Here is a 15,645-nt window from a genome sequence, read left to right on the forward strand (position 1 = left end):
CCTGACCCCTTAGACATCCTTTACGGTTTTAATCTGTTGTTGTAACCATTGCAATGCCATAATGACAGGTGCGTTCTTTAGCCGACCATTGGTCAGTAAGTCAGGAATGTCCTGATAATCAATAATATGTAATTGGATGTTTTCTCCCTCATCTGGCATTCCAAAAACGCCACCTTCCTGTGGTAGCGTGGTATTCGCACTATATAAGTGGAACAACTCTGCACATGCCCCTGCAGAAGGGTAAAAACTGAATAAATGTTGTAGTTGTTGCAGCTTACAGCCTGACTCTTCTAAGGCTTCACGACGAATGCAGCTTTCAGGCGATTCATTGCCATCTAGTACCCCTGCAATCACTTCCAATTGCCAAGGCGAGTCGCTGTCGTCAATTGCACCAATGCGGAACTGTTCAATCAGTGCAAATTTTTGTTGTGCGGCATCATAAATGAGTACCCCAGCCGCTTCAGGGCGCTGAATAAGTTCACGCTGAAGGACTGGGGTATAGGTGGTTTGATTAAACAAGCGATGGCTCAGGCTGACTTTCTCAACCTGAATAAACCCGCGATACAGGTATTCACGCTGGTGAATCTGTGCATCGTGTTGACCATAAGTTGCTTGTTGAATAATCTTCATAAACTCTCATCAGGATGAGCAAAGCATGATTTCATCCTAACTGAGATTTGATTGAATACAAACGCTTTTTAAACAATTTATAGCTTATGGTACAATTTTTGACCATGTTCCTGATAAGCGGTTTTCATGGCTTTGAGACCTGATTCTACCTCTGTATCTACTTGCTCTGTTTTGTTCGCAGCATTTTGATTTTGTGCATAATCTCTCACATTTTGGGTGATTTTCATGGAGCAGAACTTTGGTCCGCACATTGAACAGAAGTGTGCAGACTTATGCGCTTCTTTTGGCATGGTTTCATCATGCATGCTGCGTGCGGTGTCTGGGTCAAGGCTCAGGTTGAACTGATCTTCCCAGCGGAATTCAAAACGTGCTTTAGACAGCGCATTGTCACGGGCTTGTGCACCTGGGTGACCTTTGGCAAGGTCAGCCGCGTGGGCTGCAATCTTATAGGTGATGATGCCGTCTTTGACGTCTTTTTTGTTTGGTAAGCCCAAATGCTCTTTTGGTGTCACATAGCACAGCATTGCTGTACCGTACCAGCCAATCATCGCTGCACCAATGGCAGAGGTAATGTGGTCGTAGCCTGGAGCAATATCAGTGGTTAATGGGCCAAGTGTATAGAATGGTGCTTCTTTACAGACCTCAAGTTGCAAGTCCATATTTTCTTTGACCATGTGCATTGGCACGTGTCCTGGGCCTTCAATCATCACTTGCACATCATGTTCCCAAGCACGGTGGGTCAATTCGCCCAAAGTACGCAGCTCACTAAACTGTGCTTCATCGTTGGCATCTTGAATACAACCTGGACGTAAACCATCACCCAAGCTGAACGATACGTCATAAGCCTTCATGATTTCACAGATTTCATCAAAATGTGTGTACAGGAAGTTTTCTTCGTGGTGTGCCAAACACCACTGAGCCATGATTGAACCACCACGTGACACAATGCCTGTTAAGCGGTTAGCCGTGAGGGGTACATAACGCAACAACACCCCTGCGTGAATGGTGAAGTAATCCACCCCTTGCTCTGCCTGTTCAATCAGGGTGTCTTTAAAAATTTCCCAAGTCAGGTCTTCGGCAATGCCATTGACTTTTTCTAAGGCCTGATAAATAGGAACAGTACCAATTGGCACAGGTGAGTTACGGATAATCCATTCACGGGTTTCATGGATGTTCTTACCTGTCGATAAGTCCATGATGGTGTCTGCCCCCCAGCGGGTTGCCCAAGTCATTTTCGCAACTTCTTCATCAATACTGGAACCCAGTGCCGAGTTACCAATATTGGCATTGATTTTCACCAAGAAGTTACGACCAATAATCATTGGTTCACATTCTGGGTGGTTAATGTTGGCAGGGATAATTGCACGGCCTTCAGCCACTTCCTGACGTACAAATTCAGGCGTGATTTCAGTCAGATTTTTAGCCCCGAAGTTTTGACCTGGGTGCTGACGCATATCAACCCCTTCTCGCTGACGCTGGTTTTCACGAATCGCGATATATTCCATTTCTGGGGTGATGATGCCTTGTTTTGCATAGTGCATTTGGGTGACGTTTTTGCCCGCTTTGGCACGACGTGGCTTTTGAATGTGCGCAAAACGAATTTCAGCGGTGCGAATGTCACGTAAGCGTTCTTGACCAAAGGCTGAGCTGAGGGTTTCTAGTTTTTCGGTGTCTTGACGTTCTTCAATCCAGCTGTCACGAATGTTTGGCAAGCCTTTGTTTAAGTCAATTTCAACATTTGGATCGGTATATACACCTGAAGTGTCATATACCATGATAGGTGGATTGTGTTCACCACCCAAACCTGTTGGGGTGTCGGTCAATTCAATTTCACGCATTGGCACTTGAATGTCTGGGCGTGAGCCTTGGATATAGACTTTTTTCGATGCAGGTAAAATGCGGGTTAAATCTTTGGCATCTTGCTCGTGTTGAGCAGAAATATCAGCAGGGGATAGATTCGTTAATTGGTTCATTGCAATGATCCTGAAGAATGAAATCAACGAATCAAGCACGACCAAAAACATTGCAATTGAGTTGTTGAAACTTTAATAGTTCAACATTAACCGTGTGGCGGGGTTTTTAGGTGGCTTGATTCCTACGCAGGTTTTAACCTGATCAGGTTCAACGGTACTTGGGTTTAAATCTGTGTTGCAGACCTTTGGGCAAACAACAAAGAATGGACACAATCTCAGCGAGGAATTACTCGCGCTCCGTCAAGCTGTATAAATAGTAGCACGTTGTTGGTATAAAAGCAGGCTTCGCGCGGCTTTTATTCTTTGATGCCTAATGACAAGTATTTGAGCTTTAAGCGACTTTGGATAATTAGCGAGTAATACAAACGGCATCACTAAAACAATCGCGTTTTGCATGGATGGAGATGTTCTTTAAATTTAAATATTGATGCAACTGTGCATGTACTAAAGCATCATCGCCATATTCACGCTGTTCACGTGCAGTGGGCTGTGCTGCAATTTCAGTGAGTCGTTGTTCACTGCTCATGTGTAAAAAGGCAAGGAATTTACGCGCTTGCTGTGCTAAGGGAGATTTTTGCAACTTTGCCAGTTTTTTAATTTCAAATAATACGGCAGGTTGGATACTGTATTCATCGACATAATCCTGAGAAACAGGACTGTTGACTGTGCCTTTAAACAGCAGCAAGGCATACACTTCGGCTAGATAACGTGCATCCCGTATAAAGTGACTTTTAGGATAACGCTGCACGTAATCTTCCCAAAATAAGGCGCGTTCAGTCAAATCGGCAGCATCAAGGGTGAGTCCACCATCACGCAGGCTGTGCTGCATATTGTCATTGGCCATTCTTTCAATAAAAATTTGCTCGGCATCGGGCATGTAAGGCGCAAAAATAATGGCTAAGTATTGCGGGCTTCGACGATAAACCAACTGTGCTTCACCTGCATCGTATAGCTCTAAATAGGCTTGTCCCTTATGTTTCAATAAATATTGATCACGCAAGGCAAAGTTTTCAAAATGACTTTGCTGAATGGTCGGATGCTGTGCCATATCAAAAGCGTGTTGGTCAAAGGCAGCTTGTTCTGCAGCGCTGCGTTCTACATGCAAAAAGCGTTGATACATTTGGGTCGAAAGATTGAGCAAATTTAATTGTTCATTCAAAGGCAGCAAGGGTAGGCAGACTTTTAAATCCTGATTAATTTGTTCTAGCGCAAACGTGGTGCGGGTATTGTCAATTTGCTGCATATTGTGCTGAATATTTTCACACATTTGGGTCAAATCCACAGGCTCGCTGGCACTGGCCTGTACCTTTGGTGGTTCAGCTACGGGAGGTGTATCTGAATTTTGGCAGGCGAGCAAATACAGACAACTGCCAAGCAGTAGGGCAAGTTTACTGGCGCGAAGAAATTTAACCATTACAGCAATTCAACATGAGTATTCATTCATCATCTAGTGCCTTCATTTAGGCACTATGGATTCCAAAAATTCAAAATGAGTCATTCATACCAAAATTCTAAATTTAAAATATCCGCTGTGAGGCACACGGTTTTAGAAGCTTGGGTCGAAGGACGAGGGGAGAGCTTGCATTGTAAAGTCAAAGCCACGGAGTAAATTGTAGTATTCTACTAGAGTTTGGTTACATGCCTGTGAGTAAGTACCACTTTATGCAGCGATTGTTAGCACGTGTATGGCTTTGCTTAATTATTGCAATGAATTGAAATAATATGAAAAATTATCAAAATTAATGAAAATCATACGAAAAAAATGCAAATTCGCTTTAGTATGGGCGGTGTAAAAATACATTGCAGTAGGATTGACGAAATTACAGAGTGGGTTGATCGAAAAATAATGAAAAAAATGATGTTAGTGACATGCTTATGTTGGATGAGTTCAAGCGCTTTTGCTTTGGATTTAATGCAAGCCTATCAGCGTGCTCAAAATAGCGATCCGACTTGGCGCGCACAGCAATTACAATATCAGGCCGATCAATTAAATTTAGGGCTTGCGCAAGGCAATTTACTGCCAACTGTGACTCTGTCGGGCAATATCACCCGTAAAAGTCAGGAAATGAGTCGAGTCAATATTGCCAGTTCCTCGCCAGAGCTTTTAAGCAGTTCATCTTCAACTTCACGTCAAGTCGCGTTAACAGCACGTCAGCCTTTATTTCGTTGGGATGCTTGGCAAGCCCTGAAACAAGTCAAAACCTCGTTAAGCCTGAGTGAAGTCACCTTACGTTTACAACAACAGCAACATATTTTGAATGTATCAGAAGCGTATTTTAATGTGCTGAGACAGCAGTCTTTAACAACAGCATATTTACAAGAAGAAAAAGCTTTGTTGGAACAGCTCAATATGATGAATGCCAAACTGCGTGAAGGTTTGGTGGCTAAAAGTGAAGTCAGTGAAGCCAATGCGCAATATCAAAATGCACGAGCGAACAGGATTGGAACACATGTGCAGTTGGTTTTGGCACAAGAGCAGTTGGCACAATTGATTGGGCCATATCAAGAAAGTTTGGCAGTTTTGCGAGATGACTTTCAATTTCAAAAAACTGTGCCTGAAAGTTTAGAGGCATGGTCGCAATTGGCACAAACTCAAAATTTGGCTATTCAACAGGCACGTTTGCAGCGACAATATGCCGAAGATGCACGTCGGGTTGAACAAGCAGCACGTTATCCGCAGGTAGAAGCTGTGGGCAGTTATGGTTATGCCAAACAAAGCCCTGAAAGTATCATGTCGCCCGATGGTCAGTTCGACCAGGTCGGGATTGAAATGAACTGGAATGTGTTTAGCGGTGGGCGGGTCAATAAAAATGTGCAAAAAGCAGTGGTTTTGGTACAAAAATCTGAAGCCGAGCTAGATGCAGCAATCCGTAAAGCCAATACCGATGTGAAACAGGCATATTTACAAGTCGAAACTGATCAAGCCAAATTGCAGGCGCGACAGGCTGCAATGAATTCAGCAGATTTAGTGGCACGAGCATCCAAAGCGCAATATCAGGAAGGTTTAAAAACCATGGTGGATGTACTGTTGGCACAGCGTAACGCCTTTTCTGCCAAGCAGGATTATCTCAATGCACAGTATGACTATTTGAAGCATGTGTTACAGTTGAAAGCAGCCGTTGGGCAATTGACTGAACAAGATGTGCAGGAAATGAATGCTTGGTTGATTCGGAAAGCCATATAGGGTCTGTTGACATTTCATAAATGGCTTGCGCTGTAGGCTAAAACTGAGCAGATCAGGCATGAAACGCAGGGAATAGCGAGACTATTGCCAAGTTTCATAACGCAATCTGAGAAAGTTTTAGCCACATGAGCAAGAACAAAGCGTTGCTTTGTTTGCTGCGCAAGGGGGCGAGCATATTTTTGCTACTATTGCTTTATGAGTCAGTCATTTAGAATGACTAAATTTCCTGTCCCATGCCTTATATCAGCTAAAAAATATGCGTTGCCGCAAACATAGACGAAATGTCAACAGACCCAAGTCATTTTGTCATCTGAATGGCTTATGCTGTTTAAAGACAGAAACGATCAGACTTGAGAGTTTGGTGAGAAAATGTCATAAAAACGTCATCATTGCTGTGCTTTAATATTCAATCATTGCGTCAGTCTATCCTTTTGTTGTGGAGTGTATTCCTTGAGTACGAATAATCCTGTGTTAAGTCACCATATTTCTTCTCAGTTCAATGAAGATTTGCAGGATGTAAATACCAAATTTATGGCCATGGGTGGTTTGGTAGAGCAGCAGGTTGCCAACTCGATTCACGCACTCTTGGATACCGATGCAGCCTTGGCGGTAGAAGTTCAATTCCAAGACAATGTTGTCAATCGCATGGAAACCGAAATTGATGAAGCCTTAACGTTGATTTTGGCGCGTCGTCATCCAGCCGCAATTGATTTGCGTATGGTGATTGCCATGTCTAAAGCCAATACTGACTTAGAGCGTATTGGTGATGAAGCTGCAAAAATTGCCCGTATTGCCCAAAACTTATGTGAAGAAGGTGGTTCGCCACGCGGCTATATGGAAACACGTCATATTGGTAACCAAGTGCGTGTCATGATTCACGATGCACTGGATGCTTTTGCACGTTTAGATGTCGATCAAGCACTGCGTGTTTTACTTGCCGATGCCGATATTGACCGTGAATATCAATCTGCAACACGTACTCTAATGACGTATATGATTGAAGATCCGCGTCATATTTCACGTGTGATTAATGTGATGTGGGTGTTACGTTCATTAGAGCGTATTGGTGACCACGCACGAAATATTTCAGAACAAGTGATTTATATGGTCAAAGGTTTTGACGTACGTCATACCAGCGTCAAAGAAATTGAAGAAAAAGTACAGGAACGCTAAGTTCAGCTTTTTTTTGAATATTCAGCCTCATCTAATGATGGGGCTTTTTTTTATGGCTTGAATGAGTCTTTTTGATTTTTGCTGATCTTTAAGATTTTGAAATAACCTGAATTTTGGATAAAAAAAATCTCAGACTTTGGGGGAAATCTGAGATTGAAATCGGGGATATTTATTATAGTGAGAGATAATTGCTTATCTCCTTGAAAATAAGTATAGGAAAATCACACTCAAGAATCATGTGGTTTATTGTAGTGGAATGTAGCGTTTTATATACAAATGTATTTTTAAATTACATTATTTTTAGTGTGATTATTTTTAAAACTATTGTCTTTAAAATCAATAATTAATATATTTTTGAGTGCTTTACTGTGACTATGAGTTATATGACTTCAGTCGAAAAATAAAAATAGGAAATTAGCTTAATTTTTTGAATCTATTTTCATTTATTTAAAACATTGTTGCGGCAACTCATAATCACAAATGGCATAAAAAAAGAGCCTTCATAAAGACTCTTTTAATTGTAAAATAAACAAGGTTTGAATTTTCCAAAATGAAAAAACAGTACTTGGATTAGTTTTGAGGTTTTAAGCCTTCTGCGACTTCCAAACTGGCATCATTGTTGAGAAACTTCTCACGTTGTTCTTCCAAAAACTTTTTCGCTTCAGGTTCAAACACATTTAAACGCTTTTCATTAATGAGCGTAGTTTGGTGTTTGAGCCATTCCTGCCAAGCCTGTTTAGATACCGTTTCAAGTAATTCTTGACCTTTGGCACCCGGAAAAGGAGCGAAATCCATCGCTTCCATGTCGGTTTGATATTTACGACAAAATACTTGTTTAGACATCTCTCACTTCCTGATTATGCATAAAGTTGAGCAAGACGTGTTTGAGCACGTTCAATTGCCGCTGCAACTTGTGCAGGCGCTGTACCGCCAATATGATCACGTGCATTTACAGAGGCTTCAAGGGTCAGTGCTTTTTCAAATACATCAGCTTGAATTAAATCTGAGAATTGCTGTAATTGTTCTAGGCTAAGTTCAGACAAGTCTTTGCCTTCTTGTACGCCCAATGCTACGGCTTTACCTACAATTTCATGTGCATCGCGGAATGCCACGCCATTTTTTACTAAGTAATCTGCAAGGTCAGTTGCCGTAGAGAAACCACGTAATGCAGCTTCACGCATTTCTGCAATGTTTGGTACTAAAGCAGGAATCATATCGGCAAATGCCATGAGCGAGCCGCGCACGGTATCAATGGCATCAAACAAAGGTTCTTTGTCTTCTTGGTTGTCTTTGTTGTAGGCAAGCGGTTGACCTTTCATCAGGGTCAACAGACTCATTAAATCGCCATAAACACGACCTGTTTTACCGCGCACCAATTCTGGTACGTCTGGGTTTTTCTTCTGCGGCATAATGGATGAGCCAGTGCAGAAACGGTCTGGAATATTCACAAATTTGAACTGTGCCGATGTCCATAAAATCAGTTCTTCAGACATACGCGACAAGTGCATCATAATTAAAGATGCAGCAGCGTTAAACTCAATCCCGAAATCACGGTCTGATACAGCATCTAACGAGTTTTCAGATACAGCTTCAAAGCCCAACAATTCTGCGGTAAAAGCACGGTCAATTGGGTAAGTGGTACCTGCCAAAGCAGCAGAACCCAAAGGCATACGATTAACACGTTTGCGGCAGTCAATTAAACGCTCAGAGTCACGTACCAACATTTCGAACCATGCCATAAGGTGATGACCAAAAGTCACAGGCTGTGCGGTTTGCAAATGGGTAAAACCAGGCATAATGGTATGCGTGTTTTTGGCTGCCAAGCTCAAAATGCCGTGTTGTAATTTTTTTAATAATTCTAAAATGGCATCAATTTCGTCACGGACATACAAACGAATATCGGTTGCTACTTGGTCGTTACGGCTACGACCTGTATGTAATTTTTTACCTGTAATACCAATACGCTGAGTAAGGCGTGATTCGATGTTCATGTGAACATCTTCAAGGTCAATACGCCATTCAAATTGACCTGCTTCAATTTCAGCCTGAATGGTATTTAAACCTTGGATAATATCGTCACGCTCTTCAGTCGTAAGTACGCCTACTTTGGCAAGCATCGTTGCATGTGCAATTGAGCCAGCAATATCTTGTTTATAAAAGCGTTGGTCAAATTGAACAGATGCTGTAAATTCAGCAACAAAAGCATCAGTCGCTTCAGAGAAACGACCGCCCCACATACCCGAAGTTTGGGCTTGTGACGGATTTGAGGAATTAGAAGATGTGGTCATATCGGCTCAATAAAGTAAAAAGCGGTGATTTGGACAAGAGTATAACAAATTCAGATTCACTTGCCGAAGAACAAGCCAATCAAACTTATGCTGATACGCAGGCAGAGCAACATGAGCTGTATTTTTTTACGAAAATAGGGCGTTGGCAATATCTAATTGAATTATTTATTGGCAGTAATGCTTTGGCAATGGTCTTGGCATTGGCTGAAGCACAAGGCTGGCATGGCTTAAGTTTTGCTCGGGTGCTGCAATACGTGCTCTATATTAATTGGGTGGTGTTGTGTTTTGCGGCCTTGGTGGAGTTTTTTCAGGCGCGTTTTTTACGCATGGGCTTGAGTTTATCTTTTTTGGTCAGTTTTTTGCTGCTGCAAGGCATCGTGTTGCTGACCACACTCAGTTTAAATACCTTGTTGCATTTTGGGCAAAACTTTCATCTACAGCAATTTGGTATAGATGATCTGTTACATGGCGTTGGACTGCATTTGAGTTATGGCGTGTTATTGGGCGCATTTTGCTTTCGTTATATTTATGTACGTGAACAGGCGATTCAGCAACGGCATAGTGAATTACAAGCGCGGGTACATGCCATGCAGGCGCGTATTCACCCACATTTTTTATTCAACAGCCTCAATAATGTGATTAGTCTCATTGCCATAGATCCCGATAAAGCCGAGCAAATGTTGCTCAATTTGTCGCGTTTATTTCGTGCCAGTTTGCAAGAATTAAAACTGGTTAGCCTGAAAGATGAGATCGAACTTTGCCAGCGATATTTAGACATAGAACAAATTCGTTTAGGCGAGCGTCTGACCGTGGAATGGAAAATTGAACAACCGCAACTGCTCAGTCAGGTACAAATACCCTTATTAACTTTACAACCCTTGTTAGAAAATAGTATTTTTCATGGAGTTGAAAAAGTTTTAGCAAAGAGTACGATAAGTATATTGATCGAAATATTGCAAAACCAAGTCAATATTGTCATTACAAATCCGTATGTCAGCGATAAAATAAATTTAAGACAAGGACACGGTATCGCGCTACAAAACGTGAAACAGCGTTTACAGGCTTATTATGGGCGCAGTGTCGCTTTTCAAAGTTATGCGGGGAATGGTATGTACACGACGGTGTTGCAATATCGCTATAAATAAAAAAACTTGTGATTGTTCTGATTTTTCTTAACTTGATAAAAATAAAGTATTCAACTGAAAAGGAGGGGAAATGGACATCCTAATTTGTGATGATGAGCCTCTGGCAAGAGAGCGATTATCACGTTTGGTCACTCAATTGGGGCATCATGTGGTGGCAACGGCAGCTCATGGGCAACAGGCGATTGAACTGGCAGATGAACATCAGCCGGATGTCATATTATTAGATATTCAAATGCCGGGAATGGATGGTTTAAGTTGCGCTCAACATTTGCGTGAGCTTGACCCAATGCCAGCCATTGTGTTTTGTACCGCCTACGATGAACATGCACTCGAGGCATTTAAGTCCAATGCGGAAGGCTATTTGTTAAAACCTATTATGCAACAGGAATTGCAACAGGTTTTAGATCATTTAACAAAACTCACGCAAGCGCAGATGAGTCATTTAAAACAAAAAGAAAATATGGACGAATTAAAAATAAAACGTCACCAAATTGCTGCGAAAACTTATCGTGGTGTAGAGTTGGTGCCTATAGAAAATATCTATTATTTTTTAGCCGATCAGAAATATGTCACGGTGCGTCATAAAAATGGCAGTGTCTTGATTGATGAAACGCTGAAAGATTTAGAAACCGAATTTGGTGATCAGTTTATTCGGATTCACCGAAATGCCTTGGTCTCGATTCAGTTTTTGGAGGGGCTAGAAGTGGTCAATTCAGGACAGTATCAGGTACGTTGCCGCGAGCTAGATGAGCGTTTGGCTGTTAGTCGACGACATTTGCCTTTATTGCGAGAACGCATCCAAAAACTCTAATTGATCAGCCTCATCGCAGATGAATACGCAACAGATTGATAAATCGGCAAAGAAATAGACTTGCATTTTTAGGGGATCAGGTTAAGTTTAGATGAACTTATTTATCTTGCTTAGCCACTATGATGAAAACCCTGAAAATTGCAACTCGACAAAGCCCGCTTGCGTTATGGCAGGCTGAACACATTCGTGCCCGTTTAGAGGCGATGCATGCCGATTTAACTGTTGAGTTGGTGACCTTTGTCACACAGGGCGATAAAATTTTAGATACCCCATTGGCAAAAATTGGGGGGAAGGGCTTATTTGTCAAAGAATTAGAAGCCGCTTTAATGGATGGGCGTGCCGATTTAGCCGTACATTCTATGAAAGATGTACCCATGGCATTGCCTGAAGGTCTGAGCTTGGCGGTCATTTGTGAGCGTGAAGACCCACTCGATGCCTTTGTGTCGAATCACTATGCCAGTTTTGCAGATTTACCACAGGGCGCTAAAGTTGGAACCTCAAGCTTGCGCCGTAAATGCCAAATTTTAAAAGCACGTCCAGATTTGGAGATTATTGATTTACGTGGCAATGTGGGTACGCGCTTGTCTAAGCTAGATGATGGTCAGTATGACGCGATTATTTTAGCCAGTGCAGGATTAAAGCGTTTGGGCTTGGCAGAGCGTATTCGTCATACCATTCAGCCTGATGTGAGCTTACCTGCCGTTGGGCAAGGGGCTTTGGGTCTGGAATGTCGTAGCCAAGATCAGGCGGTGTTGGATTTAATTTTGCCGTTAATGCATGCCGAAACCAATGTCTGTGTACGTGCCGAACGTGCTTTTAATGCCTACTTGGAAGGCGGTTGTCAGGTGCCAATTGCAGGCTACGCAACTTTGCAGAATGGTCAGTTGCAGATTGAAGGTCGTGTTGGTAGTGTCGATGGGCAAACCATTCTTAAAGCTGTGCAATTTGGCGCACCTGAACAGGCTGAAATGCTAGGTGAAGAATTGGCAAAAGCTTTATTGGCACAGGGTGCGGGCGAATTACTCAAAGCCCTGTATCAATAATTCATATTGCACCAGAAGCCCATGCTCTTCATTAATACCCGACCTCAAGATCGTGCAGAGGCCTTAACTCAGGCTTTGCAACAACAGCATATTGAGGTCATTGATTTGCCCTTGTTGCAGCTTTCTGCACAGCCGTGGTCGGAGCAACTGGCTAATTTATATGCCCAGTTGCCTCACACGCATATTATTGTGGTGGTTAGTCCGACTGCTGTCGATATTGGGATGCAATATTTAGCCCGAAGCCAAATATCATTGCAGGATTTGCAGCATATACGTTGGGTGGCTGTGGGTGAGAAAACAGCAGAAGTTTTACGTGGATATGGTCTTTACAGCGAAGTCCCGCAGGTTGAAACTTCCGAAGGGATGCTGAGTTTGCCGTGTTTGCAAAATTTGAAAGTCGGCACACACATTGCCTTTTGGCGTGGCGAGGGCGGACGGCAATTTATGATGCAAACACTGCTTGATCAGGGGATGCAGATCCATAATTTTGTATTGTATCGGCGGGAGTGTCCTGCCAGTTCTATTGAAAAAATGCAGGCAGTACGCGCACGTTTAATACAATCTTCAGAATTTATCATGATGATCAGCAGTGAAGCCAGTTGGTTAAACTGGCTAAGCTTAATTCAGCGGGATTTCGATCTACTGAACAAAGGTCATTATTGGGTATTGGGTGATCGTTTAGAGAAAATTTTGCTCGATTATCAAACGCAGCATCATACAAAATATAACGTATTCAAGTTGACCCATTTAAAAACAGAATTAATATTGCAGCAAATGATGCGCATGCAAGGAAAACTATGAAAAAACTGGTTGTGATAGTGGTGTTGATCGCTTTGGTCTGGATCGTCAAATTAAGTTTTGATGTGATGCAAATTTCAGCGCAACAACAGCAACTCAGTCAAAGTTTGCATCTTGCAGAAAAAACCAATGCCAATTTAAATGATCAGTTGGTGGCTTTGCAGCGCCGTAATTATACCCAAGATGCGCCAGAACAGTCCGCAGTATCCAGCGCTGTGCAGCAAGAAGATGCGATTCAACCAGTAGATATGGTGGCGCAGCAATTGGACTTGGTGGAATTCTCCTTACAACAACAACAGTTTCACTATGCGACTGAAAAGCTAGCTCATTTAGACCGTGAGTTAAACGAATATGCTTTAGCTCCTGCTTTGAAACAAAGTTTGCACCAAGTTGTTCAGCAAGATCAGAAACAAATTCAACAATTTATAACAACACGTGATGCGCAATATCAACAAGTAAGTCAGTTATTGCAGCAATTAGATCAACAATTAAAACAGCAAGCTCAACAACCTGAGCTGAACCCTGCCGATGTCGATGATCGTTATTTTTGGCAAAAATGGCTGAGTATTGAATCTGCCAAGCAACCTGCGACACAGTTGATGCAGCGCCAGATTATTTTAAAAGAAGCACAATTGCGTCTATTGCTGGCTCGACAAATCTTTATACAAGGTCAATATGTGCAATATCAACAAGAAGTGAATGACATTATTCAGTTATTACAACAATTGCCTGATCAGAAAGCACAGCAATTGGTTCAGCAATTAGAAAAAATTAAAAATTTAAATATCGTTCCAACGCCAAGTTTAAAAACACGTGCTTTATTGGGGGCGGTATAAATGAAACAGATTTTACTCGCCTATGTGGTGGTCAGTATTGTACTGGTCGCTTTGCTGAGCGTACTGAGTTATGGGCATGGTTCAGGCTATGTTTATGTGTATTGGCGCGAATGGCAATTGCAAACCAATATTTGGTTGTTGTTGTTCTTTTTCTTGTCGATTAGTGTTTCGCTACAAATTTTATGGTTGTTGTTAAAGCGCTATTTTAGCCGTGAACAGCGTAAGGTTGAAACAGTATTTAACTTTAAAAATCTGCATCCATATGAGCAATTGGCGGTCATTTGGTTGCTAGATGCTGCAGAAGATCAACACCAGTTTATTCGACAGGTGTTTGCCCAGTCAGGTTTGCTCAAAGGAGTGATGGAAGCACGTATGCACTCCATCCAACAGCAATATCCGCAAGCGTTGGCTGCCTTAAATCAAAGCAGTGCCATGGCGTTTGAGTTGGCAGAAATACAGCGTATTGAAATTTATTTAGCGCAGCAACAACCTGAACAAGCTTTGACGCATTTAGAGTTTTTGAATCAGCACGAATTATCGCCGTGGTTATTTAAAGTCAAAACGGCTTATCAAAAACGTTTAATTGCCTTGTGGGGCGAATTTGCCACGCAATATCCTTGGCATTATTTACGTTCGACCAAATACGGGCATTTAGATGCAGACACCAAGCAAAAGTGGCTGACTGAGTTATTAACCCAATTTGAGCAGGCTGATGCAGAAAATTTACAGGCTTTGCAGCAGCGTTATAGTGATTTAAGTGAGCAGATTTTCAGTCAGTCTTATGCCATTCAGGTGTTGTGGTTGAAGTTGTTGTCGCGTCTGCCTGATTTGGCCGCACAACATGAACGTCTTGCGGTACAGATGTTGAGTGAACAGTTTAATCAGGAAGTGTTTTATTTATGGTTCCAACAGCAGTTGTTAAAACAACAACCTGATTATGCCAAAATTGAAAAGCAAATAAATCTGTGGGAACAGAAATACCCTGCATTACCTGTATTTAGTTTTGCCAAATGGCATATTTTTACAGCAACAGCGCGTTATTCAGAAGCCGAGCAATTACTGGATTTATATCCTGAACACGTATTAATGAGTTATTTAAGAGTTAAATCTAATTTAAAAGATCAGCCTGAATTATTAAAACAGTTAAATTTAATCTTTGAAAATAATTCTAATTTTGTCGAAATTAAAATTTAAGGGTGAGTTGTGTTAACACTAGCAGATTATCCAATTGTTTTTGAGCAGCGTGTTGCATGGGGAGATATGGATGCTTTTGGGCATGTCAATAATGTGATCTATTACCGTTATATTGAAAGTGCGCGTTTATATTATTTAGACCATTTAAAAATTTTACAGCAAGATGTTTTGACTGTGATTGCCTCAAATCAGTGCAAATATATACGTCCTGTGGTTTATCCTGATATTTTAAAAATTGGCGTTCGGGTAGAAGAATTGCGTAATAGTGCCATGCGTATGCATTATTTAATCCACAGTGAAGCACAGCAAATGGTGGTGGCAGAGGCAGATGCGGTGATTGTATGTGTAGATCGCGTCAATATGCAAAAAACCTTAATCCCTGAAAATGTACGCGCGGGTATTCATAAAATAGAAAAAACCGTACAGCATATTCTTGATTAAATCTTAATAATCAGTTCATAATATGTCCGACTGTTATTTATATGTAGAGTAGTAGATTTTTTATTGACGCTTCGGTTTGATAAAAATAGAATGAATCTGCTTAATTTAATAACTGAATATAAAAAGCAT

Annotated in this window: 14 protein-coding genes and 1 riboswitch; of the genes, 9 read left to right on the forward strand and 5 right to left on the reverse strand. The window is 41.6% G+C overall.

Going from position 1 to position 15,645, the window contains the following annotated elements:
• Window positions 1-9 precede the first annotated feature (9 nt).
• The 3 genes from HYG89_RS02560 to HYG89_RS02570 form a co-directional block, all read right to left on the reverse strand.
• Window positions 10-630 (reverse strand): NUDIX domain-containing protein, encoded by a 621-nt coding sequence (locus HYG89_RS02560; protein ID WP_178865952.1) that lies wholly within the window; start codon window positions 628-630, stop codon window positions 10-12.
• Window positions 631-707: 77 nt separating this feature from the next.
• The gene (gene thiC, locus HYG89_RS02565; RefSeq protein WP_178865954.1) at window positions 708-2,603 is read right to left on the reverse strand and encodes a phosphomethylpyrimidine synthase ThiC; all 1,896 of its coding nucleotides are present in this window, start codon (window positions 2,601-2,603) and stop codon (window positions 708-710) included.
• A 102-nt stretch (window positions 2,604-2,705) separates the two neighbouring features.
• A riboswitch (TPP riboswitch) is annotated at window positions 2,706-2,853 on the reverse strand.
• Between the two features lie 99 nt (window positions 2,854-2,952).
• Window positions 2,953-4,017, reverse strand: coding sequence for a hypothetical protein (locus HYG89_RS02570; protein ID WP_104852921.1), 1,065 nt, complete (start codon window positions 4,015-4,017; stop codon window positions 2,953-2,955).
• Between the two features lie 432 nt (window positions 4,018-4,449).
• Between HYG89_RS02570 and HYG89_RS02575 the strand changes: the two genes are divergently transcribed.
• Together HYG89_RS02575 and phoU are read left to right on the forward strand one after the other, a co-directional pair.
• The gene (locus HYG89_RS02575) at window positions 4,450-5,787 is read left to right on the forward strand and encodes a TolC family outer membrane protein (protein ID WP_178865956.1); all 1,338 of its coding nucleotides are present in this window, start codon (window positions 4,450-4,452) and stop codon (window positions 5,785-5,787) included.
• A gap of 450 nt (window positions 5,788-6,237) precedes the next feature.
• Window positions 6,238-6,960 (forward strand): phosphate signaling complex protein PhoU, encoded by a 723-nt coding sequence (gene phoU, locus HYG89_RS02580; protein ID WP_004975736.1) that lies wholly within the window; start codon window positions 6,238-6,240, stop codon window positions 6,958-6,960.
• A gap of 570 nt (window positions 6,961-7,530) precedes the next feature.
• On the opposite strand, the gene HYG89_RS02585 is transcribed toward phoU, so the two are convergent.
• Together HYG89_RS02585 and argH are read right to left on the reverse strand one after the other, a co-directional pair.
• Window positions 7,531-7,803, reverse strand: coding sequence for an oxidative damage protection protein (locus tag HYG89_RS02585; RefSeq protein WP_004975738.1), 273 nt, complete (start codon window positions 7,801-7,803; stop codon window positions 7,531-7,533).
• Window positions 7,804-7,817: 14 nt separating this feature from the next.
• Window positions 7,818-9,248: an argininosuccinate lyase gene (argH, locus tag HYG89_RS02590; RefSeq protein ID WP_171458207.1), complete on the reverse strand. Its 1,431-nt coding sequence runs from the start codon at window positions 9,246-9,248 to the stop codon at window positions 7,818-7,820.
• On the opposite strand from argH, the gene HYG89_RS02595 reads away from it, so the two are divergent.
• The 7 genes from HYG89_RS02595 (at window position 9,239) to HYG89_RS02625 (ending at window position 15,516) form a co-directional block, all read left to right on the forward strand.
• Window positions 9,239-10,393 carry a sensor histidine kinase gene (locus HYG89_RS02595; protein ID WP_178318317.1) on the forward strand — a complete coding sequence of 385 codons (1,155 nt, stop codon included), beginning with the start codon at window positions 9,239-9,241 and terminating at the stop codon, window positions 10,391-10,393. The two genes, argH and HYG89_RS02595, sit on opposite strands and share 10 nt — an antisense overlap.
• Window positions 10,394-10,463: 70 nt before the next feature.
• The gene (locus HYG89_RS02600) at window positions 10,464-11,204 is read left to right on the forward strand and encodes a LytTR family DNA-binding domain-containing protein (RefSeq protein ID WP_004975743.1); all 741 of its coding nucleotides are present in this window, start codon (window positions 10,464-10,466) and stop codon (window positions 11,202-11,204) included.
• A 122-nt stretch (window positions 11,205-11,326) separates the two neighbouring features.
• Entirely contained in the window at window positions 11,327-12,247 is a 921-nt protein-coding gene (gene hemC / locus HYG89_RS02605) for a hydroxymethylbilane synthase (protein ID WP_096901970.1), read from the forward strand.
• A 21-nt stretch (window positions 12,248-12,268) separates the two neighbouring features.
• Window positions 12,269-13,048 (forward strand): uroporphyrinogen-III synthase, encoded by a 780-nt coding sequence (locus HYG89_RS02610; RefSeq protein WP_004975746.1) that lies wholly within the window; start codon window positions 12,269-12,271, stop codon window positions 13,046-13,048.
• Window positions 13,045-13,881: a hypothetical protein gene (locus tag HYG89_RS02615; protein WP_004975747.1), complete on the forward strand. Its 837-nt coding sequence runs from the start codon at window positions 13,045-13,047 to the stop codon at window positions 13,879-13,881. Before HYG89_RS02610 ends, HYG89_RS02615 begins: the two co-directional genes overlap by 4 nt.
• Window positions 13,882-15,075 carry a heme biosynthesis protein HemY gene (locus tag HYG89_RS02620; RefSeq protein WP_178865958.1) on the forward strand — a complete coding sequence of 398 codons (1,194 nt, stop codon included), beginning with the start codon at window positions 13,882-13,884 and terminating at the stop codon, window positions 15,073-15,075. It begins immediately after the preceding gene.
• A 9-nt stretch (window positions 15,076-15,084) separates the two neighbouring features.
• Window positions 15,085-15,516 (forward strand): thioesterase family protein, encoded by a 432-nt coding sequence (locus HYG89_RS02625; protein ID WP_096901909.1) that lies wholly within the window; start codon window positions 15,085-15,087, stop codon window positions 15,514-15,516.
• Window positions 15,517-15,645: the final 129 nt, after the last annotated feature.

This window comes from Acinetobacter sp. SwsAc5 (assembly GCF_013391485.1).
GTDB classification, from domain to species: Bacteria; Pseudomonadota; Gammaproteobacteria; order Pseudomonadales; family Moraxellaceae; genus Acinetobacter; species Acinetobacter towneri.